At 70.4% G+C, this 23,038-nt stretch carries 14 protein-coding genes; 8 read left to right on the top strand and 6 right to left on the bottom strand.

What is annotated here, in order from left to right; translation table 11 throughout:
* Positions 1–6 precede the first annotated feature (6 nt).
* Together EII42_RS08490 and EII42_RS08485 are read left to right on the top strand one after the other, a co-directional pair.
* Positions 7–2,169 (top strand): DUF1800 family protein, encoded by a 2,163-nt coding sequence (locus EII42_RS08490; protein WP_125171691.1) that lies wholly within the window; start codon positions 7–9, stop codon positions 2,167–2,169.
* Between the two features lie 20 nt (positions 2,170–2,189).
* Positions 2,190–3,629: a DUF1501 domain-containing protein gene (locus EII42_RS08485; protein WP_125171690.1), complete on the top strand. Its 1,440-nt coding sequence runs from the start codon at positions 2,190–2,192 to the stop codon at positions 3,627–3,629.
* Positions 3,630–3,843: 214 nt separating this feature from the next.
* Here the strand turns inward: EII42_RS08485 and EII42_RS08480 are convergent, their stop codons facing one another.
* From EII42_RS08480 to EII42_RS08460, 5 genes are all read right to left on the bottom strand, one after another.
* Positions 3,844–5,445 (bottom strand): hypothetical protein, encoded by a 1,602-nt coding sequence (locus EII42_RS08480; RefSeq protein ID WP_125171689.1) that lies wholly within the window; start codon positions 5,443–5,445, stop codon positions 3,844–3,846.
* Positions 5,442–8,864: a DUF5682 family protein gene (locus tag EII42_RS08475; protein WP_233558329.1), complete on the bottom strand. Its 3,423-nt coding sequence runs from the start codon at positions 8,862–8,864 to the stop codon at positions 5,442–5,444. Before EII42_RS08475 ends, EII42_RS08480 begins: the two co-directional genes overlap by 4 nt.
* Entirely contained in the window at positions 8,834–9,922 is a 1,089-nt protein-coding gene (locus EII42_RS08470; protein WP_233558328.1) for an AAA family ATPase, read from the bottom strand. The genes EII42_RS08475 and EII42_RS08470 overlap by 31 nt, the downstream gene beginning before the upstream one ends.
* A gap of 353 nt (positions 9,923–10,275) precedes the next feature.
* Positions 10,276–14,928 carry a hypothetical protein gene (locus EII42_RS08465; protein ID WP_125171688.1) on the bottom strand — a complete coding sequence of 1,551 codons (4,653 nt, stop codon included), beginning with the start codon at positions 14,926–14,928 and terminating at the stop codon, positions 10,276–10,278.
* Positions 14,925–15,773 carry a DUF4132 domain-containing protein gene (locus EII42_RS08460; protein WP_125171687.1) on the bottom strand — a complete coding sequence of 283 codons (849 nt, stop codon included), beginning with the start codon at positions 15,771–15,773 and terminating at the stop codon, positions 14,925–14,927. The genes EII42_RS08465 and EII42_RS08460 overlap by 4 nt, the downstream gene beginning before the upstream one ends.
* 115 nt (positions 15,774–15,888) lie before the next feature.
* Here EII42_RS08460 and EII42_RS08455 point away from each other — a divergent pair, with 115 nt between their 5' ends.
* Genes EII42_RS08455 through EII42_RS08440 form a run of 4 tightly spaced genes read left to right on the top strand, consistent with a single transcriptional unit; the run spans position 15,889 to position 19,689 of the window.
* On the top strand, positions 15,889–16,671 hold the full coding sequence (locus tag EII42_RS08455; protein ID WP_125171686.1) for a deoxyribonuclease IV: 783 nt from the start codon (positions 15,889–15,891) through the stop codon (positions 16,669–16,671).
* Complete coding sequence (locus EII42_RS08450; protein ID WP_199729839.1) at positions 16,658–17,476, top strand: HAD family hydrolase; 819 nt, start codon at positions 16,658–16,660, stop codon at positions 17,474–17,476. Before EII42_RS08455 ends, EII42_RS08450 begins: the two co-directional genes overlap by 14 nt.
* Before the next feature lie 46 nt (positions 17,477–17,522).
* Entirely contained in the window at positions 17,523–19,340 is a 1,818-nt protein-coding gene (locus tag EII42_RS08445; protein WP_233558327.1) for a long-chain fatty acid--CoA ligase, read from the top strand.
* On the top strand, positions 19,333–19,689 hold the full coding sequence (locus EII42_RS08440; RefSeq protein WP_125171684.1) for a hypothetical protein: 357 nt from the start codon (positions 19,333–19,335) through the stop codon (positions 19,687–19,689). Before EII42_RS08445 ends, EII42_RS08440 begins: the two co-directional genes overlap by 8 nt.
* Positions 19,690–19,704: 15 nt before the next feature.
* Here the strand turns inward: EII42_RS08440 and EII42_RS08435 are convergent, their stop codons facing one another.
* The gene (locus EII42_RS08435; RefSeq protein WP_125171683.1) at positions 19,705–21,588 is read right to left on the bottom strand and encodes an amylosucrase; all 1,884 of its coding nucleotides are present in this window, start codon (positions 21,586–21,588) and stop codon (positions 19,705–19,707) included.
* 317 nt (positions 21,589–21,905) lie between these two features.
* On the opposite strand from EII42_RS08435, the gene EII42_RS08430 reads away from it, so the two are divergent.
* Both EII42_RS08430 and EII42_RS08425 read left to right on the top strand, forming a co-directional pair.
* Positions 21,906–22,814 (top strand): hypothetical protein, encoded by a 909-nt coding sequence (locus EII42_RS08430; protein ID WP_125171682.1) that lies wholly within the window; start codon positions 21,906–21,908, stop codon positions 22,812–22,814.
* A 32-nt stretch (positions 22,815–22,846) separates the two neighbouring features.
* Positions 22,847–23,038 (top strand): hypothetical protein (locus EII42_RS08425; RefSeq protein ID WP_148098041.1); only part of this gene is annotated, 192 nt, incomplete at its 3' end.

Here is a 23,038-nt window from a genome sequence, read left to right as displayed (position 1 = left end):
AGCCAGATGTCTGAGCTGATGGGTCCGGGGGCAGGCCAGCCCGTCCCCCGGCGGATGCAGGAGCCATCGTCGGCGAGCGGGCCGCAGCAGCCGGCGCGCATGGCGCCGCCCGCGGCCCCGACGCTTCCGGACCCCGTTAGGCACGTCGCCCCGACGCCGCCCCAGGCGGCCCGAGACAGCCGCCGGCATCTCGTCGCCTTCGGCGCGGGGGCGCTGGCCGTGCTCGGCGCGGCGGCCAGCGGATTCGGCTACCTGCTGAGCGGCGGATCCTCCGACGGAGAGGCCAAGAAGATCGACAACGCCGCCGGGGAAACCTTCCTGAAACCCGACGACCCCATCCTTAGTGCCCCGGAAACCGCCGAGCCAGCCTTCGCCCGGGAGACGCCCACTCCGGAGCCCAGCCCAACCCCCAGCGCGGAGCCCAGCGCTGCGCCCACCCCCGACTCCGACAGCCTCCCCGACCAGCCAGATCAGCAGCGCACCATCCGCCCGGAAAGGCGCGAGGGCAGCAGGAAATCCGGCGGCCGGGGCGAACCCAGAAAAGCCAACCGCAACCGCAGGGTGCTGCAGGACCCCAGCGACGACGACATGTCCGGCACCAACCCGGAACGGTCACGCGACACCGAACCCGAGAAGAACCGAGAAGCCGACAGCAGCCCGGCCGAGGTAGAGCCGTCGAAAGCCTTCCAGGCGCCCCCGCCCGGCGCGACGCTCACCGCCACCAGCCCGCTCGCCCCCCAGCTCCCGCTCAAAACCACCGCGGCCTGGCACCTGGCGCGCCGCGCCGGCATCGGAGTCAGCGCCGCCGACGTGGCGGACATCGAACGGCTCGGCATCCCCGGCTGGATCGACGCGCAACTCAAGCCCGAAACCATCGACGACTCCCACGTCGAGGCGGTGATCGCCAAGTTCTTCCCCTGGGCGAACGCCGCCACCGCCGACGTGGCCCGGCACACTAACCAGCTACACCGGATCGGGCCCCAGGTAACGAACTCGCTGTTGGCCAGAGCGCGCTTCACGAAGCGCATCCTCGCCGAGCAGGTCATCGACGTGATCGCCAACCACATCTACGTGCCCATCCCCAACAAGGCCATCGCATACAGTGCCGAATACGATCAGTTGCTGCGCAAACACGCGCTCGGCCGCTACGCCGACACCCTCCACGCGCTGATCACGCACCCGGCCCTCCTCGTCGAACTCGACAACCACGTCAACACCAAGGCCAACCCCAACGAGAACCTGGGCCGCGAACTCCTGGAGCTATACACCGTTGGCGTGGGCCACTACGACGAGGACGACGTCCGGCACAGCGCCCTGCTGCTCACCGGACACAGCCTCGACTGGCAGAAGTACCGCTACCTCTACCGGGCGAACCAGCACCACACCGGCCCGCTCCACATCATGGAGTTCGCCGACCCCAACGATGATCCGGCCGCCGGACCCGAGTTGCTCGGCCGCTATGTCGAATACCTGGCCAAACACCCCGGCACCGCCCGCAGGCTCGCGCACAGGTTCGCCGTGCGGTTCATCTCCGACGAGCCCAGCGAACACACCGTCAACGAACTCGCCGAAGCCTACCTGCGCGCCGACACCAGCGTCGCGGCGCTCGTGAAGGCCACCCTGACGCACCCCGACTTCATGGCAGCGGTGGGCCAGAAGTGGCGCCGCCCCATGGAACTCATCAGCTCAATCTCGCGTGCGGCCCAGGTGTACCGAGTGAAGCCCGAGGGGCGCCTCGGTGGCGGCGAAGAGTACAGCATCGGCACCTACGGCTGGCTCATCCAGCAAGCCCGCAACCTGCCGCGCGCCTGGCCCGTCGTCGACGGCTACCCCGACTCCGCGCACTACTGGAACTCGGCCGCCACCACGCTGCAGATGATCAACGCCACCCAAGACGCGGTGCTGGGCGACAAGAAGGAGTCCGGCCTCACGTCGTGGTCCACCGCACTCGGCATCAACGCCGGCGACGATGCGCCAACCGTCGCCAGACGCATCACCTGGCACCTCACCGGTTACGAATGGTCCGAGGCTCACCTGGGCAACATCGCGATGCTGCTGGCCGGCGGTGAAACCGCCACCGGGCAAGCCGTGCCCGCCAAGGACCTGGATTTCTGGGTCTCCCAAGCCGTCCGCGTCATTTTCGCCAGCCCCTACGCATCCCTGCGCTAGATAAACGGAGCCGCACCACGATGAAACCGAGAAAGACCCGTTTTATTCAGGGAACAGCTCTGCTGCACGAGGATATCGTCACCCCGATGCACCACCACAACGAATCCGACGACGAACTCGTGGTGCAGGTGGCCGACCGCAAGGTGTCCATGAGCTGCTGCGAAGCCGACGGCTTCGTCGCCGAGAACTTCGACCGCCCGGAGCTCTACGAGGTAGAGCACGCCGCCGACGGCCCGCGCGGCGTGAAACGGCGGCACGTGCTGGGCGGCATCGCGGCCGGATTCGGGGCGCTGCTGACGGAGTCGATGCTGCCGCGCTACTCGTTCGCCGAGCCGGGCGGGGACGGCCAGCTGCTCGTCGTGGTGTTCCTGCGCGGCGGCTTCGACGGGCTCTCCGCCGTCGCGCCCATCACCGACTCCGCGTACTACGCGGCCCGCCCGACGATCGGTGTGCGCCCGGAACACACCGTCGCGCTGGGCAGCGAGTGGGGCCTGAACCAGAACATGGCCAGCCTGCACGAGATCTGGCAGGCCGGGGAACTCGCCGTGCTCCAGGGCGCGGGCTCCCCGAACGTCACCCGCTCCCACTTCGAGGACCAGGCGCTCGTCGAGCGGGCCGCGCCCGCCAACGTGCGCAGCGGATGGCTGGGCCGCTACCTCCAGCACTCCGCGACGTCTAGCGGCATCTTCCGCGGCATCACCCTCGGCAACTCGACGGTGCTGTCGCTCAGCGCGGAGTCGGCGAACGCGCTTGCGGTGTCGAGCATCGCCGCGTTCGACCTGCGCACCTACGCCGGTGAACAGACCCGCAACAGCGTGCGGCGCGTCATCGAGGAGATGTACGGCTCGGTGGGCGGCGAAGTGCAGGAGCAGGCCGAGGTCACGTTCGACGCGGTGGACGAGCTGCGTCGAATCCGGCAGAGCGGGGAGACGGATGCGTCGTCCTACCCGAAGAGCAGGTGGGGAGCGGGGCTGGCCGAGATTGCGCGGATGGCGAAATCTGGGTTGGGTGTCGAGGTGGCCACCATCGACTTCGGCGGGTGGGACATGCATCGGCTGGTTGGGAAGGCCAGCGACGCCAAGGGGCAGTTCTCGCGGCTGGCCAGGGAACTCGCCGACGGGTTGGCGGCTCTCCGGCGTGACCTCGGCCCACTGTGGGCCAAAACCACCGTCGTCACCATGAGCGAATTCGGCCGCCGCGTGGCCGAGAACGGCGACGCGGGCCTGGATCACGGGCAGGGCAACACCATGTTCATACTGGGCGGCGGGGTGCGCGGCGGAAAGGTCTACGGTCAGGTGCCCACGCTGGAGAAAGGGAACCTCAGCTTGGGCGATGTACCCATCACCCTGGACTACCGGCAGGCATTGTCGGAGATCGTCGCGAAGCGGATGGGAGGAGCCCACAAGATCAGCGAGATCTTCCCCGGATTCACGCCAGGCAAAGCATTAGGAATTGTTTAAAAGCGTCCCTGCCCGGGGCCAGAGGAAGAGCGGTGGCGGTGCCGCCTTCTGGGGCAGCCTCCGGGCAGGGCAGGCCGGGTGGACACTCGGCCGACTGGAGGGACGTCGCCAGCTGCCCAGCTGAATCCACCGGTACACGTGGGGGTTGTGCCGGGTGGGCACGCTGGCGATGTCCTCCCCGAACCGACGGCGCTGCGGCTCGGCGTGCAAGGTTTTAGTACTGGCTGAGCCGCAGCCAGGCCAACAGGAACGCCTCCGCGTCCGGGCACCAGGTGCCGTCGAAGCGGCGGCCACCCTGCGTCATCGCCACCCGCAGACCCAGCAGCAGCTCGCCCGCGAACGGGGCCCCCGCCGAACGCAGCCACTGCGCGTCGCGCTCCAGCTGCTCAGCAGCCACGACGCTGGACCCGCCCCGGAGAACCCGCTCGCACCAGCGCTCCACCACCAGGCGTACCTTCGGCGGGGAGTCCGCCCAGCTGGTCACATCGTCGGGTGTGGGCGGCGGCGGTTTCCGCACGGCGGGCAACTGGCCCACCCAGGAGCGCTCGACGGTGTCCAACCCTGGCCACCAGAGGCCGCCCAGCTCGTCGGGCAACTCGATGACCCCTTCGCCCACGCGCATGCCCAGCAGCGTGTCGCCCGCGACGAGGCACGTCACCTGGGTGCCGACGGCGGCCCCGAACAGCTCTGTGCCGAGGCCAGCGCCGAGCCGAGCCGCCGTCGGAAGCAGGGTGAGACGCTCGCCGGCCACGACGATTCCCTCCCGGTCGCCGCCGACGATGGGCCCGGCCACCAGCCGGTGACCCTCCGGCAGCCTTTCCCAGCCCGACCAGGGGTTTTGCAGCACTGCCCGCACCTGGCGGCCCCCGCCCAGCTTGCGGTCGGCGCGCGCGGTGGCGGACGAGAGCAGGACGTGGTGCCTGCTGAGCGCCCGGAGGGGGGCGCTCAGCCCACCCCAGGGTTCGCTGGCCGCGTAGCGGCGGGTGATGTTCCTGCGCCCGCCGGGAAGCACCTGCTCCACCCGCCAGGTGGTGCCGTCGGCGTCGACGAAGTGCGCGGCGACGCCCGAGAAACCCGATCCGGTGAGCACGGGCTCCGCGTAGAGCGGGGCGAGGGAGAGGCCACCGATCTCGGTGTAGGCCTCGCGAATCCGGCCGATCAGCTCCCGGGCTTCGTCGCCGGGGGACAGCCGGGACAGCTGGTACAGGTTGACGACGGCGGCGGCGAAGCCGGGCGACTGGGGGTCGTCGGTGCCGAGCGCGCCCACGAAGCCGGTGAGCGCGCGATCCGCGACGTGCAGCGCCCGGGTGCGCAGCTGGTGCAGGTCGCCGGCCAGTTGCGCGCGGCGTGCCGCGTCGAGACGGTGGCTGCCGCCCAGCAGCACGTCCGCCAGGTGCCGCCAGGTGGTGTGGACCGTGGTGAGCTGGGCCTCGGTGATGGGCAGAGGATCCCGGGCCGCCGTGCTGCGGCGCAGCCGATCGAGCGCCGACGGCGTGCGGGCCCGGGCGGCCGGCTGCGGGGGCGGCGCGTGGACGTCGCCGGGCGGCGGGCCGGCCGCAATGGCTTCGGCGGCGGCCAGGGGCAGCAGCAGCGCCACCACCGCGCGGTGCGCGCAGGCGGGGGCGAGGAGGCAGTCGCAGGTGAGGTGCTCGTCGGCCGATGCCACCTCGACGTCCGCCAGGCGCACCGTGGCCTTCCCGAAGTCGACGGTGGGGCCCAGCGGCGGCGGTTCGGACAGCAGCGCGTCGACGCGTCGACGCACGCGCGGGACCAGCGCCTCCACCACCCGCGCCTGCAACCCTGGATCAATTTTCACCTCGATCCCTCCCGGATGACGGTGCCCACCCAGTGGGCCAGATCCAACGGGGAAAGCGCGGCCACGCGCATGCCCGCTCCGGCCACTTGCGCCGCCACCCCGACGTTGTACACGCCCCGGCCGCTGTCGCTCAGGGCCGCGCAGCCCAGCTGATGCACCCCGGAGGAACGCAGCTGCTCCACCTCGGCCAGCAGCGGGGCCACCGGGCCGTTCTCGTCGAAATCGCTGATCAGCACCAGCAGGGTGCGTGCGGGCACCTTGACTCGGGAGCGCGCCACGCGCAGCGCGGAGGCGATGTCGGTGCCGCCGCCCACCTTCACTTCCAGCAGCAGCTTCAGCGGATCCGAGACGTGCCCGGTGAAGTCGATCACGCTGGTGTCGAACGCCAGGAACTGCACGCTGAGGCACGGCGAGCCGGCCAGGATCGCTGCGGTCAAGGCAGAGAAGACAACCGACTCCGACATCGACCCGGAAACATCCACCAGCAGGATCAGATGCCAGTCCACCTGGCGCTCCATCGGGGAGCTGAACACCGGATGCACCGGCACCACCTGGGCGCGCCCGGCGAACTCCACGACGTGGCGCAGGTTGGCGCGCAGCGTGCGGGGCAGGTCGAGCCGTCCGGTGCGTCGGCGCGTTGGTCGGCCCGTGGCCAGGCCGGTGAGCGCGGGCTGCAGGCGGACGGCGAGTTGGGTACTCAGCTCAGCCACCAGCCGCGCCACCAGGGGGCGCAGCCTCGCCAGCCTGGCCTCGGACAGCGCCCCGGTGAGGGACAGCGCGGTGGTGAGCAGCTCGACCGAGGGGCGCACCTCGTCGGGGGACAACTGTTCGAGCAGGTCGCCCCGGCCCCCGGAAGCGGCCTCGGCAAAGATCTCCGTGACCTCCCCGGGGCCGAAGAGCGCCTCGATCTCCGACCTCCACTCGCGCACGCCCAACTGGGAGGGGCCGTCGCCCGCCGCGCGCTGCGCCGGGTCGAGGGCGTCCGCGTCGTCGCGGCCGTACAGCTCGTCGAGCGCCGACGCCATCCGCGCGCCCTGCTGCGACAAGCGGCTGCGTTCCCGGGCGAGCACCAGCCGCCAGCGCTCAGCCGGGGAGAAAGACACGTCGGCCAAGCCTAGCGCGGCCAGACGCTCCCTGGCCGCCACGTCGTGGCGCGCGGCGGCGATCGCATCGTCGGGGGACAGCGTAAGCGCCCGCGCCCGGCCCAGCTCGTGCGCGAGGCCGCCCAGCAGCTGCTCGCGGGCGCGCTCGCTCAGGCAGTCAAAGCCGCCGCGCAGTGCGGGCAGCAGCGCCACGAACTCCGCATCCGCGAGGCCATTCACACGCTCGACGAGCGCCAGCGTCGCGGGCGCGGTGTCAAACCGTGGCCCAGCAGCCGCCAGCAGCCCGACGATGCGCCGGCTGAGCGCCCGCCGGGCCTCCGGGGTGTGCGCCACCAGCCAGGAGGGGACGACGGCGTCGGCCTCGTCGAGCAGCACCCCCGCCGCCGCGCCCTGCATCAGCGGGGACCCCTCGGTGAGCATCCGGCGAAGCGCCGCCCGCAGGGTGAGGGGGCGCTCGCGGCCCAGGTCGCTGAACACGGCGAGGGCGAGCGCATCGTCGGGATTGTCCGAGCCGGCGATGCCGCCCAGCTCGCGCACCGCCGCTGCGGTCAGGGCGGAGCGCAGCTCGATGGCCTGCCGCGCCAGCCCCTCGGGCAGCAGCTCGGCGCCGGGCACGCGGCACTCGCCCACCTCGGCCAGCGCCGTGCCGAGGGCCACCGCGTCAGCGAACCCCACCGTGGCCACCAGCGGCGCGATCACCTGGAGGGCGCGCCGCACCCCGGGGCCGCTCGCGCAGCCGGCGGCGTCGAGGAGGAGGCGGGCCGCGTCGTCGGGGCCGCTGACGACGGTGGTGAGCAGTTGGCTGGTGGCCACCTGCTCCGGCGTCAGGCCGCGCGCGGCGGCCAGCTCGATGCTGGCGTCCGTGCTGGGCGACCACCTGCACGACCAGGTTGTGGCCAGGACCTTCGCCCCGCGCCAGGTGCCGGACTCGGCGCGCGACGCGTACACGATCCCGCCGACGCTCAACCGGGTGAGCAGCACGCTGCACGCCAGGTCGGTGGACCCGCGCAGCGGGGTGAGGCTCAGCTGCACGGGGGCGTCGGGGTCGATGTGCAGGGCGCGCAGCTCCTCCACTATCCGCGCCCGCAGCGGCGACTGCGGTGTGCCGGGGGCGACGCGCCCGCGTCGCCTGCCCACCAGCACCCGCTCCAGCGCCTCCGCCACCGCCCGGCCCCGGCCCAGCACCTCGCCCTGGGCCAGCACCGTCGTCGCGGCCTCGATCAACTCCCGCCGCGACGGAGCCGCCAGCCCCCGGAGGCTGGCGAGATCCAGGGCCATCCTGGCCGTCTCGGCCGCCTCAGCCGGCCCGGCGGGGAGGCCGACGGCGCGCAGCTCGCGCGCGATGCGGGTGACGAACGCCGTCGCCGCGGAGCGAATCCGGTGCGCGTCCAGGCGGGACTCGCACACCGCCTGCTGCCACGCCGGGTCGCGAATCCCGGACGGGTAGCCGGAACGGGAGTCGAGTTGCGCGAACGTGTACGGCACCAGGCAGGCCGCCACGTCGTCGGGGCCGGCGGGCTGCTCGACGGGTGGGGGATCGTCCTGGGCGCGGGGCTGGGCTTCGGGAGCCTCGGCGGCCGGGCCGGCCAGCGCAGCGGCATGGAAGGAGCCCACGACGGCGGCCACCCTCCTGCCCGAAAGTGCCTCGGCGGCGACGGCCCGCGCCATGTGCGCCTCACGCGCCGCGGTGAGGGGGTCGATGGCCGAGCCCACCCGCAGCGCCCAGCCGTGCGCCAGCGCCGCCACGCGCAGCTCCTCGGCGGACGCGCCGGGGGCGCGCGCCTCGACCAGCCGGTCCCAGATCTCCTGCGAGTCGTCGCTTCGCGCGAGCCCGCGCAGTGCCCGGACGCCCCGATCGTCGCCCGCGGGCCGCCCGCCCTCCGCGGGTTGCTCGTCCTCCGGGGACTGCTCGTCCTCCGGGGACTGCTCGTCCTCCGGGGGCTGCTCGGCGTACCCGGCGCGCTCGGCCACCGGGAGATCAATGCAGACCACGGGCACGTCGCGGCTTCGCGCCCAGCGCAGGGCGGACAGCTCGGGGGAGAAGTCGGCGAACGGGTAGAACGCGAGATTCGCCGCCCGGCTGAACGCCAAAGCCAGGGGAACTTCCGCCTCGGGATGAGTGAGCAAGTCGAGCCAGCCTGCGGCCTCCGTGGGCAGCTCGACGGCCAACACGTCCGGCGCGAAGTCGTCGAGCAGGCGCGGCACGGCGACGGCGAGCGCGGGCGAGTGGTGCCGCACGCCGATCAGGAACGGCTCGCGGCAGGCGACCAACTCGTCGACGGGATTCACTGCTCCAGCACGTGCCGTAGCTGCCACAGCTGCACCCAGGTGTGTCGGCCGTCGGCGGCGCGGCGCTGCACGACGGTGTCCCAGTAGGCCAACAGTCTGGCGCCGTCGTCGGCGTCGTCCTTGCGCACCGCGCCCAGCAACTGCCCGGGGATGAGACGTACCCCGTCGCTGGCATGCGGGAAGAACGCCCCGGCGAGCGCGATCGATCCCGAGATGGCGACAGCCTCCGCGGTGGAGAGCACGGTGGAGGGTTTCTCCACCGCCCAGCCCTCCTGGCTCATCCCGGAGCGCAGCTCCCGGAACGCGGTGACCAGGGTCTCCACCACCACCTGGTCGACGCGGGTTTCCGCCCCAGCCGCGGCGAGAGCCTGCTGGGTGCGCTGCTTGACGAGCTGGATCTCGGCGTCCGCGTCCGCGATGGGCTCGACGGCCTCGAAGTTGAATCGCCGCTTGAGCGCGGCGCTCATCTCGGAGACGCCCCGGTCGCGCAGGTTTGCGGTGGCGATCACGCAGAACCCGGGCCGTGCGGGCACCGCGTATTCGCCCAGCTCCGGCACGGCCAGCCGCCGCTCGGACAGCACGGAGACGAGGGCGTCTTGCACCTCGGGTAGGCAGCGGGTGATCTCCTCGACGCGCGCCACCCGGCCCGAGCGCATGGCGGCGAGGATCGGCGAGTCGACGAGCGCGTCCTCGCTTGGGCCGCGCGCCAGCAGGGCCGCGTAGTTCCAGCCGTAGCGCAGCTGGTCCTCCGTGGTGCCGGCGCTGCCCTGCACGGTCAGGCCGCTGGAGCCGCAGATCGCGGCGGCGAGCAACTCGGACAGCATCGACTTCGCGGTGCCCGGCTCGCCCACCAGCAGCAGCGCCCGCTCGCCCGCCAGGGTGATGACGCAACGCTCTACCAGCGCCACGTCGCCCACGAACTTACGGCTGATCTTGTGCTTGTCGGAGCCGCAGATGAAGGAAACCACGGCCGACGGCGTGAGTCGCCAACCCGGGGGGCGCGCCCCGGGCAGCGCAGCCAGCCGCGCCAACTCGTCGGCGAATCTGATCTCGGGCGGCGGCACTTGGTGCACGGGCTCCATCATCACTCCCTTAGTCGGCGGGCCTGCGGTGGCGCAGCGCCCGGCAGACAACCTATCCGACGCCGCCGACAGCTTTGCCGGTAGGGGATGGGTGGGGTGAGGGATGTGTTGCCGGTTCCGTTGTGGACTCGTTCGGCGCGGAAGCCAGTTATCGATTGGGTACGGCCTGTTCCTGGCGGATCCGGACAGCCCGGAGGATGCCGCGGTGCGGGAGCGCGCGGCAGGTTGGCGTCGAAGAGCTTTGACGTTTCGACTGAGCTGCCGGCCGCGCTGCGGGAGCGGGGAGCGGCGGACTTCCGCATGAAGGATGCCCAGGCGTTTTTTGGGGGGTGCACCCCGAAAACTGCCCGAACTCCCTACGCTCGCCGACGCCGGTACCGCTCGGTGCGCAACTCCTCGTAACCCGGGCGATCCCCGTCGGAGAAACGCTGCCAGGCGTCGGCGAACAGTTCCGCAAACGGCGTGAGCAGAATCAGGATGTTGTGCACCGGATGCACCCGAGGCTCGTCGCGCAGCTCGTAGAAGGGAGCCTTCCATACCTCCAGCGGCAAGTTCGGTTGAGAAGCCTCCATCCACCCGCCAGGCAGGAAGTAGGACCTCCCGGCCCGTGCCCGCTTTGCTTCGACGACCAGGCCTGCCGAGAGCAGCGGCCCAGCAGCCCGCACCCGATCGGCCTTGCGCCACCCATTCCACAGGTCGATGTTCCTGTCGGTCGGGTCGTGCAACGCCAGCAGCTGCAGCCAGTACCGAGCCGACTCCTCGGGCAAGTCGAGGGCCTCCGCGGCAGCCCGCACCACCGTCGGCGCCGACCGGAGAGGATCTTGCAACCAGCCCTCCTCGCCGTCGAGCTGACCCGCCACCGCGTCGAACAGGCCGGTGATGAGCGCGGCCCGCATCCGCACGTCAAGCGCCCAGCCCGTGCCCGGCAGGCTGTCGAGCAGCGCCTGCTCCCGCCGCCAGTCCGTGACCAGCCGCGGATCCCAAACGAGCAGATCCTTGTGCTTCTCCTCCGTGACTTGCCACGCCCCGACTCGCCAGCAGCTGCCCACGTGCAGGGGCTCGCCGTCCTTGCCGCGCGTCGGCAGACCCAGCAGCTGGCGCAGCTCGGGCCCCGGATACCACTCGTCGATCTCGTACGGGGCGCGTAGCGCCTTCTTGAGGTCCGCGAACCGCTGACGCAGCACCGCGGCCAGCGGCCCGCCGCACGGCACGTTCGCCACCGCCCAGAACCACATGGGCAGGCGGACGCTGCTGAGATCAGTGCCCTGGAACAGCGCGGACAGCGAGCTGGCACCCCCATAAGGGGTTGCGCGTTCTGCCTTGCCGATCAGCTCATCGGGTACGACGACGTGGTCGCCGAACGTCTTCCCGGAGTGGGCGATCATCGCCTCCACATCCAGGCCCTCCAGCACAGCACGAACCGGGTCTTGAACGCCCGCAGCTACCAGCTCAACCAGCTCGGAAACGCTGATCTCCCGCAGGAAGCCCCGCGCCATCGCAGCCTCCGCAACCTTCAACCCGAGCTGCTCGCGCACCTCCTTCGGCAGGAAGTTCCGCTCCCAGGAGTCGAGATTCGGCAGTCCGGCCAGCACCAGGGCCGCCGCCGCCGTCGACCAGCCGAGGCCCTCCGCCAGCCGAGCCACCTGGTGCTCATCCCACGCGGGCGCTCCCCGCTCCAGCAGCACCTCGAACGCTTTCCGCAGCTCGGCGGGATCCATCCCCGACGACCGGTGAAGCACCCGCACCGGCTGACCATTCAGCTTGGCGGGCGCCCCACCCGAGGGAGAGAAAGCGGTGTGCAGCTCGTGCTGATAGGACTCGACCACCAGCACGAAGCTGGGCCCGGAGGGGGTGTCGATGACCGCGCCGGGCTGGCGCGCATGCTCGGGTGTGCTGTCGGCGCTGTACACGCACGACTCCGGCAGGTAGAGGTCGGCGTCCAGCACTGCCCCGACGGCCGCTGCGAGCCCGCCGATCTCGTCGCGTGTGCGTCCGAGGCCGAGCGCCGCAGCGAGGAGAAGCTCCGGTTTGACCAGAGTCAGGCCAGCTCCGCGCCCGAATTGCAGGGCACTCGGGCTGGGTTCGGCCTTCGCCGCCCGGTCTTTCGTGAGCCGGGCCAGGCCCGGCAGCCGATTCAACCACCGTCCCCACCGTGGCTGCTTCTGCCCATCGGACAGGACGCGTTGCGCGAGCGCGCGCAAGTGGGACGGTTTGGTCTCGCAGGTGCGCCAACGGTCACCGTCGAACGCCCACCACACTGGGGACAGGTTGGGCTCCCAGTCACCGAACGATGTCGACTCCTCGTCAACCGAGTTCAGCAATTCATCCCCCGCCCGGATGATCGCCTTCACCTGCGCGGCCAGCCACACGATGGCCTCCAACAGCGCTGGCTCGTGGCTGCCGCAGAGCTGACGGGCGGCTTCGAGGGCCTCAGCGGAGTTGAGCACCACTCCAAACCCGGAGCACACGCCCGACACGATGGCGTGTAGCGAATCGTTCGCACAGGCCTTAGCGATCGTGGGGACGGCCGCCAGGAGGTCGGCCACCTGTCTTGCGGAGACCGCTCGCAGCCGGGCGCTCGCGGCCGGGTCGCGAGGCCGGAAGTGGTGCCAGCCCGCCGGTGGAATACGGCCCAGGAAATGATTGGCGCCGTCGGCGCCAGTGGTGGGCAGCAGCTCCGACCCGTCGGCCTCGCAAAGCCGCCCCGACAAGTCGAACAGCCAGTGGCCGCCGCCCGGGCGGGCGATCCGGCCCACCGATCGGAACTTGACCTGCGGATCCTGGCGGTAGCCGTCGGGCCCGACGAAGCAGAAACCCTCTTTCGGGTGCCGCAGCTCCACCCAGCCGCGCCAGCCGGAGCCCGCGGGCTGCAGCGAAGCCGGGCAGTGCTGGGCGGGGAACCACGACGTCGACCCGCCCACCCGCCAACCATCGCGCAGCAGCGGCTCGACCAGCTCGGCCAGCGCCGTCGGCAACGATCTGCGGCCAACCTTCCCGGTGGCGGGTGAGATCTCGTTCACCTCGTCCCCGTCGCAGGTCCAGAACCGCTCGCCGTCGGTGAGCAGCTGCGCCGTCCCTTCGAGATTGCTGGCGTCGCCCACCCGCACCAGCGACGAGGACACCAGACGGCCGCCCGGCACCTGGAAGGACTGCTGCCTGCTGCCGACGTGCCACGTGTTGGGTACGTCGAGGATCCGGCCGGGAGCGTTCGACCAAATCCCTTTGTGGGTCCAGTCGCGCTGGCGGGCCACGAAGTAGGTGTGGCCGTCAACCAGCAGATATGCCCAGCTGCGGCGGTCGTGCAGGGCGGGCATCGTGAAGGACGCCTCGGCGACGCGCTCATCGCGCTCCACCCAGATGATCCGCCCGTCGCGCGCCGCCCCGACGGCGGGCCACGAGCCGTGGAAACTCACCTCGCTCGGCTGGCCCAGCTCGGCCACCGCCTTCTCCAACGCCGGCCAGCTCAGCTCGGTCAGCAGGCCGCCGCGCAGCCCCGCCGCGAGTAGTCGGGCGGCATCCAGGCAGCTCGCCAGGGCGGCCACCTGTTGAGGGAAGGCCGCCCTGCCCTTCGGGACGAGGAAATGGTTCAGCCGGATCAGCTCCCGCGCGACCGCGACCGGCGAGGAGTCCGGAGTGATGCGCGGCTCGGCCCACTCCGCCAGGAGCGTGCGCGTGCCGTCGCTGCCCAACAGCCTGCCCAGGTGCTTCTCCACCGACGAGCCGACACCCGCCACCGCGTTCTCGCGCAGGGGACCGTCGGCCAGGTGCGTCAGGGGCGAGTCGTCGTCGCTTTCCGCCCACGAGTCGAACGACAGCCGAGTGCCGGGGCGGGTTTCGTCGAGGACCACCTCGGCCCCTGCCGCGAGCATCGCGTCCAGGAGGTTGACGTCCACCAAGGACACGTTGCGCGACAGGCTGATCCGTGTGCCGCGCAGCCCCGGCAGCCGCGCGATCAGCCGGCCGAGTTCCAGGGGATAGGGGTGCGACCAGGACCGCTGCAGTTGGCGCGTCATGCGCTCCACCCACCCGCGGGCATCATGCTGGCCGGAAAGCAGTTCGTCGGCCACCCCGCACTCGGCCAGGAGCGCCACCCAATCGTCGGCGTCCACGGACTCCGGCACAATGCCCAGCAGCGCCCGACGCATTCCGGCGTCCGCGCGGGTCAACGCGGAGAGCGGTTTGCGCACCCCATCCCAGAAGGCCTTGGGCGCGCGGGACAGCGCGGGGGATCCGAGCACCTCGCGCAGCAGCAGTTCCTCCGCCTCCCCGGCGCGACGACCGGCCGCCCGGGCGAGGCGACGCAGGTCTGCGCCCAACCCGGCGAACGGGGGCATCCCGCCGCGAATTCGGTCGATGTTCAGCTTCAGGTAGAACTCCAGCGCCTCCTCGGCAGGCATCCGTTTCGGCAGAGCCCTGGACTCGGCGGTGAGTTCCTTGCCGCTCAGCGCCCCGGCCAGCGCGAACTCCAGGAACACCTGCCGGTGGCGGGCATCGTCGATGGCGAGATTGTGTACCCGCTCAGCCTCCCGCGCCTTCGCGAAGAGCTGCGCGGCGTAGGCGCGGTTCCCGGCGTTCAGGAAGACGCGGGCTCCCTCTTCCAGGAAGGTGGGCAGGAAGTGTGGCGCGGAGCGGCCCAGCTTGTTGGCCAGCTCGACCAGCAGATCCTTCGTCGCCCCCGGCCGGCTGCGGGCCATCTTGGCCGCGCGCTTCAGGTCTGCCACCAGGTTGAGCGCGTGGCGGGCGTTCGCCGGGTCGTGGATGATCGGCCAGGCGGGGAAGCCGACGGCCTGGTGGCGAACGAACCCCACGTCGGTGTGTCGCCCGGCCTCGAAGCCGAGCGCGCCCAAGCTCAGGTCCTCCACCTCGGACAAGTTCCCCCGCACCACCCTGACGACGCTCCGGCCGGGCAGCGCGGGGTGCGTGTAGTGCCGGGCCTGGGCCACCACCGCGTCAGCCGTGCGGCTCAACCCGACACCACCGAGTGCGACGGCTTGCTCGTCACCTATCATCTCTCGTCCTCCTTCTCAACCGCACGACCGGCGAAGATGTGCGCGGCCATGCGCACCCCCTCCGAGTAGGCGAGCGGCCCCACCTCGTTGACCGGGACCACCACGTCGCCCACCGACCAGTGCAGTTCCCCGGTGTACGTCTCCTCCTCCGGGTAGCCGGAACCCACCCAGTAGCGTGCGACGACGAGCCTGCCGTCGTCGTGGCACGGGCAGACCGCGTAACCGCCCGACACCTTGAACCCGTTGGCTGCCGCCCGAGCCTGCGCGAACCGCAGCTGCTCGAACTTGCCGTCCGCCCAGTCGCTGAGCTCGCGGGCCTCGGGGTCGAGGTCCGCAGGCATCAGGTGCACCTCCCGAAACAGCTGATCAACGCTTTGCTGCACCCCCAGCTCGACGGCGAACTCGCGGATGTCGTTCAGGTCAGCCAGCAGCACCGGGTGTGGCAGGAGCACCTGCGGGGCGTCCAGGGTGAGCGTCTCCCCGTCGAGATCGACGATACCCACCCCCTGGGCGGTCACCGAGCGCAGGAAGCCGACGGCCTCACCGTCCGGGGTGGACACCACGAGGTCGGTGAGGAAGCGCCGCCACGAGTCGTCTACCCACACCTCCTTGAGCAGCTGCACCGGCACCGGCAGCGAGCGCAGCAGCCACAGCTCCACCTGTTCCTTCACCTCCGACTCGTGCGCGTGCAGGAAGCTGAGCAGCGAATCCAGCTCCTCCCAGGCCTGTGTCTTCTTCGCCGCCGCAGGCACCTTTGCCAGCGGCTTGCCTTTGGAGTTGCGTGCGACGATCCGGCCGTCGTCGATGGCCAGCTCGTGGCCTGTGCCGGTGGGGATCCAAGACATGCGCCCAACCTAGCCGACCCGTCGGACACTGTTTACCCCGGGACGCGTCGCCCGCACCCGCTCACCCCAGCCTGCGTAGCGCGGCCCCGAACGGCTTTCGCCTAGGCTGAGGAACATGACCCTGAAACTCGGCGGACACGCAGCATCCGCAAACCCTCTCGACGACGCGCTCGCCCTCGGCGCGGACGTGGCCCAATGCGTCCTGGGCGACCCGCAGAGCTGGAAGAAACCCACCTTCGACGTGCCCGGCTTCGCGCAGGCGGCCGAGGAGGCCGGCGTCGAGTTTTATGTGCACTCGCCGTTCATCATCAACGTCGCCTCCCTGAACAACCGCATCCGAATCCCGTCGCGGAAGGTGCTGCAGCAGCACGTGGATCTGGCGGCCGAGATCGGCGCCAAGGGGGTGGTCGTGCACGGCGGCCACGTGACCGCGAACGACGACCCGGCCGCCGGGTTCGCCAACTGGCGCAAGTGCGTCGACGGGCTGAGGCTGCCCGTGCCGATCCTCATCGAGAACACGGCGGGTGGCAACCACGCGATGGCCCGCTATCTGGACTCGCTGGCGCGGCTGTGGGGGGAGCTCGCGGGCAGCGAGAACTTCGACCGGGTGGGCTTCTGCCTCGACACCTGCCACGCGCACGCGGCCGGGCTCGACCTGGCGACGCTGGTCGATGATGTGCGCTCCATCACCGGGAGGATCGACCTCGTGCACCTGAACGACTCGCAGGGCGCTGCGGGCAGCGGCGTCGATCGGCACGCCAACCTGGGGCAGGGCACGATCGACCCCGGGCTGCTGGTGGACGTCGTGCGCGCGGCGGATGCCCCGACCGTGTTGGAAACGCCCGGCCGGGTGGTGGAACACGCGGCCGACCTGGAGTGGCTGCGTGCCAGACTCTGACCCGCTGCTCGTCGCTACCGACCTCGACGGCACGCTGCTGCGCGCGGACCACACGGTCAGCAGCCGCACCCGAGCCGTCGTCGCGGAGCTGGCTGCGCGGGGTATCCCGGTGGTGCCGGTGACCGCCCGGCAGCCCAAGGGCTTGCGCCCGATCGCGTCGGCTGTGGGGCTTACTGGCCCCGCGATCTGCGGCAATGGGGCGATCGGTATGCACCTGGCGGCGAACGAGATCTGGTTTGCTCGCCCGCTGGCCGCCGACGACGCCCGCGCCCTGGCGCTGCGGCTGAGGGGACGCGACCCGAGTCTGCTGTTCGCCTCCGTCGGGCCGGCGGGGGAGTGGTTCCGGGCGGAGCCGGAGTACGCGGTTGAGGCGAAGTTCGCGGATCATCACCGCACCCGAAACGAAATGGAGCTGGGGGATTTGTCCTTTGTGGTGCTGGACGATTGCGCCAAGTTGATTGTGCGCCGCCCCGGCGTGGCGCCCGAGCAGCTGATTCGGGAGTTTCGCGACGAGTTCGCGGCGGTGGAGGCGACGACCTCCGGCGCCCCGTTCGTCGAGATCATGGGCGCGGGTGTGACGAAGGCCAGCGCGCTGGAGCTGCTGTGCGGGCGGCTCGGCGTCGCGCGCGAGCGGGTGTGGGCCTTCGGCGACGCCCCCAACGACGTGGACATGCTGCGCTGGGCCGGGCGCGGGTTCGCCGTGGCCAACGCCAGCGCCGAAGCCCGGGCGGCGGCCGATGAACTGGTGGGTTCCAACGAAAACGACGGTGTAGCTTCGGCCATTTCGGCACTGCTTGGTTTGTGACGAAGCAGTAACCTACGGTTGGGTAGGGTCACGCGCAGGAGGAGATATGCCCAAGCCGATCAAGATCATGTTTCAGGACACGGGCATGCGCCAGCACGTCATCGTGCGCTTCCGCAAGGTTGTCGCCGAGCTTCCGGAACGCGTCGCCACCCGAATCCGGATCGGCGACGAGTGGGTCACCCAGACCTATTCCCAGCTGTTGGAGAAGGTGAACTCCGTCGCGCAGGGGCTGATCGATCTTGGTATTGATGCCGGCGACCGCGTGGGCCTGTTCGCGAACAACTGCCCGCAGTGGACGGAAGCCGATTTCGGGATCAATACGGCGCGTGCCATCGTCGTGCCGCTCTACGCCACCTCGACGCCCGAACAGATCGCGCACATCGTCGCCGATTCCGGGATGAAGGCGATCATCGTCGGTGGGGAAAGCGAGGCCAGGCGGGTGCTGCAGGCGCGCGAGTTCGCCGAGATGCCCCGGATCATTTCCTTCACCGACTTCGAATCCATCCCCGACGATGTCATGCGCTACGCGGATCTTCTCACCCCGCCCACGCCCGCGGTGGAGGAGCGCTACGCGGGCGCGCAGGACGACGACCTGTCCGCCATCGTCTACACCTCCGGCACCACCGGCAGCCCCAAGGGCGCGATGCTCACGCACCTCGGCCTGAGCGCGCAGTGCGACGCCCTGGAAAGCTTTTTCGACGTCGACTCTGGCGACGACTCGCTCGCCTTCTTGCCGCTCAGCCACGCGCTGGAGCGCGCCTGGACCATTTTCGTGCTTACCCACGGCTGCCTGAACACCTACGTGGAGAACCCGCGCACGGTTGCCGAGCAGATGGTGCTCGCCCAGCCGTCGATGCTGGTGTCGGTGCCGAAGCTGTACGAGACGGTGTTCGCCACCGTGCACCAGAAGGTGGCGGCGTCGCCGGTGAAGCGCGCCATCCTCACGTGGGCGCTCAAGATTGGCCGCCACAACCAGTACGCGTTCCGCTCGGGGCGGCAGCCGGGGGCCTGGCTTCGGGCGCAGCGCTCGCTGGCCGACAAGCTCATCTTCAAGAACGTGCGCGCCGCGATGGGCGGGCCCAAGACGGTGCTGGCCTGCGGCGGCGCCCCGCTTCGGCCGGAGATCGAGGAGTTCTTCTCCGCCGTCGGGCTCCCGGTGCGCACCGGGTACGGGCTCACCGAGGCGTCCCCGCTGGTCACCTTCAACGCCCCCAACGAGTTCAAGCTCGGCACTGTCGGGCGCGTCATCGTCGGCGGAGAACTCCGCGTGGGCGAGCTGGGCGAGCTCCTCTACCGCGGCCCCAACGTGATGAAGGGCTACTGGAACCAGCCGGAGGCGACGGCGCAGGTGATCGACGCCGACGGGTGGCTGCACACCGGCGACGTGGGCTACATCGACAACGAGCGGTTCGTCACCATCACCGATCGGCTCAAAGACATCATCGTCACCCTCGGCGGGAAGAACGTCGCCCCGCAGCCGATCGAGGGCCTCATCCTCGCCGACCCGCTGTTCGAGCACGCCGTGCTCATCGGCGACACCCGGCCCTTTGTGACGCTGCTCGTCAAACCCTCCGCGCCCGCCGTCGAGGAGCTGGCGAAGCGGTTGCAGTGGCCGGGGGAGCTGAAGGACTGGCTGGAGAGCAACGAACTGCTTGCGGAGTTGCGCCGTCGTGTCGAGGAGCTCACCGCCCGGCTGCCCAGCCAGGAGCGTCCGAAGGAGACGGAGGTGCTCTCCGACGAGTTCACCATGGACAATGGGCTGCTCACCCCGACGCTGAAGGTGCGCCGCCGCGAGGTGGAGCGGCGGTTCAAGAAGCGCATCGACGAGATGTACGAGCGGTTGGAGGCCCTGCGTCGTGCCTGACCCGAAGCCGGCCAGGAAGAAACGTTCCGGTCCCGCCCGCCCCTGGTGGGCCACCTGGTGGGCGGCGGCCGCATGGTTCGTGCTGACCCTGCTCGCGGTGTCGCCGGCGGTGCTGTACTGGCTCGCCTACATCTTCCTCGTCATCGACAACCAGGCCGGCCTCGATATCCAGGTCGAGTCGGGTATCCCGCCGATGCCGCTGCGGGTGCTGGCGTTGGTGGCGACGGTGGCCGCGCTCGCGCTGCCGGTGCTGATGGTGCGCTGGTCGCGCAAAATCTGGCTGGGTTACACGATGCTGGGCGGCATCGTCGCGCTCGTCATCGCACTGATCGGCCTGAGCCTCTACTGACGTCCCGGGTGCGCCTCAATCCTGCCCCGGCCGGGCGACGAACCAGGCCGCCTGGTAAGGCAGGATGTCGATGGTGGCGGGCGCGAAGTTGTAGTCGTGGCCGCCCAGCACCTCCCGGGCCCAGCGGCCGAAGCGGTCGGTGAACACCGCGTGGTCAAGCGGCACCACGTCGGGGCTGAAGTTGTACACCTGCAGCAGCAGCCCCATCGGGTGGCGGCGCTCCAGCACCAACACCCGCCGGTCGGGGCTCGGCACAACCTCGCTCGGGAAGCTGGCGTGCAGCTGCGGCAGGCGCGCCCGGGTGGCGAAGATGTGCCGGAGCGCCGCGTTGATCCGCGACGCCGGCGCGGCCGGGTCGTCGGCCAGGCGCTCGACCAGCGCCCAGTCCATGCGCGGCCGGTGCGCCCACCGGTTGTCCATCGCGTGCGCCGGCTCGTTCGCGTAATCGTAGTCGTTGAGCAGGCCCAGCTCGTCGCCCATGTAGAGCAGCGGGATGCCCCCGAATCCGGCGATCGCGGCGTGCAGCAGCGCCACCCGCGCGACGGCGGCCTCCACCAGCCGCTCATCGCCCGCACCCAGCGCCGACTCCAGGCCCGCCAGCGAGGCCAGGGTGCCGCTGATGCGGCGGTCGCCCGTCGCCGGGTTGGCCTGAAACACCAGCCCGCGGGCAAACGACCCGGTCGCGCCCGAGTAGAACTCCGACAGGTAGGCGCGGTGCAGGTAGCCGTCGGCCCCGACGGCGGCCGCGTCATCGTCGGAGATCGCCCACCCGATGTCGTCGTGGCAGCGCGCGTAGGTGGCCCACGTCGTCGACGCGGGCTTCGGCGGCACCGCGCTCAGGGCCTGCTCGGCCATCCGCACGTCGCGGGTGGCGAGGCAGTTCCACAGCTGAACCATGAACAGGTTGTGGTAGGCCATGTCGGACACCAGGCCGTAATGCTCCCGGTATCCCAGGTAGGCCAGCAGCTCGTGTGGCGCGACGATGGCCTCCGCCTTGAACGCCACGGCGGGTGCCGCGACGCGCAGGCAGGCCCGCAGCACCTGGGTGAGGTCGTGCACCTCGGGCTGATTCTGGCAGGAGGTGCCCATGCGTTTCCAGATGAAGGCGATCGCGTCCAGGCGGAACACCTCCACGCCCTGGTTTGCGAGCCAGCAGATCAGCTCCACGAACTCGCACAGCACGTCGGGGTTCGCCCAGTTGAGGTCCCACTGGTAGTCGTTGAAGGTGGTCCACACCCAGCTGCCCGACTCGTCGTCGAACGTGAAGTTTCCTGGCGCGAAGTCGGGGAAGACCTCCGGCAGGTGCTGCTCGTACAGTTCCGGGAGGGTGCGGTCGGGGAACATCAGGAAGTAGTCGCGGTAGCGGGGCTCGCCGGCTCGGGCGCGGCGGGCCCAGTCGTGCTCCCGCGCGACGTGGTTGAGCACCAGGTCCATCACCAGGGAGATGCCGTGCTCGCGCAGCCGGGCGGTCAGCGCCGCCAGGTCGTCGACGGTGCCCAGGTCGGGGCGGATCGCCCGATAGTCCGCGACGGCGTAGCCGCCGTCGTTCGCGCCCGGGCGGGGTTGCAGGAACGGCATGAGGTGCAGGTATCTGACCCCGAGCCCGTCGAGGTAGTCGAGCCGGTCAGCGACCCCGGCCAGGCTGCCCGCGAACCGCTCGGTGTAGGCGACGTAGCCCAGCATCTCCGGGCGTTGCAGCCAGTCCGGGTTCAGCAGCCGCTCCTCGTCCAGGGTTTTCAGGCTTTCGGGGCGGGCCGCGAGGGCGGAGGCCACGAGGTCGCGCAGCCGGGCGAGCACATCGTCGGCGCGCTCGCCGTATACGCGTTGCAGGCTGGGCCGCATCGTCGGGGAGTAGCGGCGCCAGCGGAGGTCGAAGCTGGTGGGGGCGGGCTGGTGCATGGCGTGGTCCTGTCTGGGTTTCCCGTGTTTCTGCACGGTAGCGCATCTGGACCTCCGCCGGGGCGGTAATGCGTAGTTGGCTAGGAGCGTCTCGGGTTTGTTTGCTTGTCGGGCGTGCGCTGTTTGGCGGGCGGGGATTCTCGGGGAGCGTGCGGTTTTTGGTCTGGTTTCCGCCGGGTTGGCCTCGGCGAGTGCCATACTCGTTGTGGTCCGTGTTGCGGCGGTGGCGATGCGGTTGATCGTCGTCGACGGGGGCTGCGTCGCGGCCTTGGGGCGCGGCGGTCGGTTTTGGTTTAGACAAGGATTGGAGACCAGGGATGTCGATTCTGGACGCAATTGCTGGCGGGTTGCCTCAACTAGTGGAGTGGATCAAGCAGCACAAGCAGGGTGCTCCCGGCGAAGGGGCGGATGAATACAAGAAGTTGGCGGATCTGCTTGATCGGATCGAGCGGGAGAAGGAGCGGATCAAGGCTGAGGATGAGAAGAAGGGCCTGAACTGGTGGGACAAGATCAAGGTCACCTTCAGTGATATTGCTGACTGGGGGAAGGCTAAGGGGGAGTATGAGCGCAAGGTGGCGGAGATTAAGCAGCGCGCCGACGATGGCATGGTGAAGCTGCGTAAGGAGTGTGAGCGGGTCCTGGAGGAGCAGGACGTGCCCGACGACCTCAAGGAAAAGGGCGACCAGTGGAGGGAGGCCGCGAGGCTGGCGCGCGGGGTCTACGAGTCGGCGCCGCAGCGGGAGGTGATCGCGGGTTGGGCGGGCCCGGCCTACGAGGAGTATCAGAAGATGGCGAAGGTGCAGACCGCGGCGTGCTCGGAGTGGAGCCAGATGGTCAAGAAGATGGCGGAGAGCTTTGAATACGCTTATGAGATCAATGTGGTGGTGCAGACCGCGGTCTACGAACAGCTGAACAAGATCCTGGATCCGTTGACCTGCACGCCGGGGGAGCGGGAGTTCTTCGCGCCGACGGCGGAGTTCGGCAACCGGCTGCACGCGTACGCGGAGTGGATTCCCGGGGTGATCGAGCAGGCCGAGGCGGCGGGCGAGTCGTTGGACGAGTTCCTGCGGGGCCTGCGGAGCTCGCCTCAGCTGTTGGCGGGCGAGTGGCCGCAGGGCACGGCCAAGTCCGGCACGCAGCCGGCCGATCTCGGCCCGGGACCCAAGGGTGAGATGCATGTTGAGACCAAGGGCATCGAGGTGGACGGCGACGGCGCGGTGCGCTAGGCGCGCCTGTCGGGCGTGAAGGGGTTTGGTTGATGCGTAGGGTTTCGGGGTTGTGGTTGGGTGTCGTCGGCGGGTTGTTGGCGGTGTTGGTGGGGTTGCTGGTGGTGGTTGTGCTGCGGCCGGTTTCTCCCGATTCGTCGGCTCTTGGTCAGGGTTCGTCGTCGGCTCCGCGGTCTTCGATTGTGTTGCCGTCGCCGAGTGTGTCGGATGCTTGGCGGTCTTGG

It is taken from the genome of Tessaracoccus sp. OH4464_COT-324, assembly GCF_003932855.1.
In the GTDB taxonomy this organism is placed as follows: Bacteria; Actinomycetota; Actinomycetes; order Propionibacteriales; family Propionibacteriaceae; genus Arachnia.
The sequence above is the reverse complement of the archived record's forward strand: the minus strand, read 5'-3'. Positions and strand labels throughout refer to the sequence as shown.